The sequence below is a fragment of the Clostridium tertium genome (assembly GCF_902652255.1).
GTDB lineage: Bacteria > Bacillota > Clostridia > Clostridiales > Clostridiaceae > Clostridium > Clostridium tertium_A.
Window position 1 is genome coordinate 1 of record NZ_CACRTO010000026.1, and the last position, 2,527, is coordinate 2,527.

The 2,527-nt window shown below is 25.4% G+C and carries 4 protein-coding genes; all 4 read left to right on the forward strand.

The window, feature by feature from the left end:
• Nucleotides 1-85: IS3 family transposase (locus GPX08_RS11545; RefSeq protein WP_156626869.1), on the forward strand; the 85-nt coding region annotated here is incomplete at its 5' end.
• A gap of 149 nt (nt 86-234) precedes the next feature.
• The gene (locus tag GPX08_RS11550; RefSeq protein ID WP_156626970.1) at nt 235-753 is read left to right on the forward strand and encodes a sigma-70 family RNA polymerase sigma factor; all 519 of its coding nucleotides are present in this window, start codon (nt 235-237) and stop codon (nt 751-753) included.
• A gap of 2 nt (nt 754-755) precedes the next feature.
• A complete protein-coding gene (locus GPX08_RS11555; protein ID WP_156626971.1) occupies nt 756-1,436 on the forward strand; it encodes a hypothetical protein in 681 nt (226 codons plus the stop codon).
• Between the two features lie 216 nt (nt 1,437-1,652).
• Nucleotides 1,653-2,186, forward strand: a complete 534-nt coding sequence (locus tag GPX08_RS11560; RefSeq protein WP_156626972.1) for a hypothetical protein — start codon at nt 1,653-1,655, stop codon at nt 2,184-2,186.
• The last annotated feature ends 341 nt before the right edge of the window (nt 2,187-2,527 follow it).

Genomic DNA, 2,527 nt, shown 5'->3' on the forward strand with positions numbered 1-2,527 from the left:
AAAATTTTATAATACAAAAAGATTACAAAAGAAATTAAAAGGTATGGCTCCTATTGAATATAGAAGCCACACCTTAGTAGCATAATTTTATATTATTTACCCTGTCTACTTGACAGGGGGCGGTTCAAAATGGAATCCTCTTTTATTATTTTTATTTTAAAATGTATGAACTTTTTACTAGATAAATATATCTAATAGATAAGAATAGATAGGAAGAGATGAGGGGGGAAATAGATGTTTGGGTTAAATAAATTAGATTTAGTAGACAAGGCTAAGAAAGGAAATGGAAAAGCCTTTACTAAATTAATAGAAGAAAATATTAAAAGTATATATAGAGTAGCAAAAGGTATTTTAAGTAGTGAAGATGATATAGAAGATGCAATACAAAATACTATTTTAAAGGCATATTCCAATATTAAGACTTTGAGAAAAGAGGAACTATTTAAAACTTGGCTTATAAAGATTCTTATAAATGAATGTAATAAAATTTATAACTTTAATAAGAAGTGTATAAGTCTAGATAAGGTTATAGAAGAGCAATACAATGGTAAATATGAAAATTTAGATTTGAAAATTGCCGTAGATTCATTGCCAGAGGAGTTAAGACTAGTTATAGTATTATTTTATTTTGAAGATTTAAAGATAAGTGAAGTTTCAGAGATTATTGGAATTCCAGAGGGAACTGTTAAATCAAGGCTATCTAGGGCAAAAACTAAAATTTCTGAAAGTATAAATGGAAAGGAGATAATGTGATTATGGATTTAGATAAAAGCTTAAAGAATATGTATAGTGAAGATGATATTAAGATACCAAATTCATTAAGAGAAAAAGTTGATAAGGTATATAAGGACATAGAATCCAATAGTAAAAAAAAGGTTAGAAAAAATATATTGAAAGCTGCGGGATTAGTTTTTGTATTATTGATAGGAACTAATTTTGTTAAGCCTTCCATTGCAGAAGAAATACCTATAGTTGGTCCAGTACTTAAAGTATTAAATAACAAATGGGGATTAGGAATTAAATATACAGAGAATGGCTTAGTAGTTAAAGAGAACTTTCATACAGAAAATCATATTATTAATATAGAAGCTGTAGATTTTGACGGAGATAATTTATTAGTGGTATACAAAATTGAAAGTAAAATTAAGCTTAATAATCCAACTATATATGGTTTTACTATAGATATAAGTGGAGAAGATTTTAATGTTGAAGGAGAAACAGGATTAGATACAGGTGGTCTAGATGAAGATGGTATATACTATGGATATTCAGTAAGACAATTGAATTTCGAGAAAGGTGTAAATAATAAGGAAGAATTAACTGTAAATATATATCCAAGGGAAATAATAAATTTTATAGCTGATGAAGAGGTTAGAGAAGAAATTAAGGATCCTAGAGAAATAAAGCTAACAATAAAAAATAAAAATTTTAGGTAGACTATTAAAATAGATAAATCTAAATAATATGAAATTCGGCTTTCGCTGGATTTCTTTTTATGTAAGATTGTAATTTATGAATAATATCCTCATTACATTAATATTGGACTAAATATAAATAAATGGTAAAATGTTAATAAAATAAGAGAGTTTGGGTGAATAGAATATTAAATAAACTATTATAGAAAATTATGTTAAGTAAGAAAGGATTTAGATATGAAAAAGTTAGCAGTAATTTTTCCAGGAATGAATTATAATAGTGATAAACCACTTTTATACTATATAAAGAAGATATTAAGTAAAGAAAATTATGATATTGTAAGTATTACTTATGGAGAATTGCCTAAAGAAAAGCAACTAGCATTTGATATTGCTATAAAGAAAGCGAAAGAGGTACTTAAAGATATAGATTGGTCTGATTATGACACTATATTATTTGTATCAAAAAGTATTGGAACTATATTAGCAGGTTTTATAGCATTAAGTTTGCCTAAAAATATAAAACATATTTATCTTACCCCAGTTAATGAAACATTGCAGTTTATTAATGGAGATGTATTAGTATTTTCAGGGGCGGAAGATCCTATGATAAATACTGAAAACTTACAGGAAGAATGTAATAGTAAAGAAATTAAGCTATATTTATATGATGATTGCAATCATTCCATGGAAACTGGAGATATTAAGAAAGATATTCAAATACTTTCAGTTATAACTGAAAAATGTCAAGAATATATTAATAGTATATAGTTAATCATTAAAAGATAAATTTAGTTATTGTACTTTTATTGTTATCTTAAGCTACTCTTCTATATACGACTAGCCGGAAGGTGAGAAGTTTAGTAATACTTATAATAATCTATATAGTACGTAGACTTATTAGCTTTTTCATTAAGAATATGATTTTTTCTAATAATTAATATTTTATAAATATTAAATGAGATATCTAAAAGATATCTCATTTTCAGTTTGTTGATAAACCCCCTGTTAAAAAACAGAGGGTTTTCTATATTGTATGTGCGTAATATTGCATATTTAAAATATTAGTATAAATAATCATAATATAATCTAAAAATAGCAAAGATAGTCTT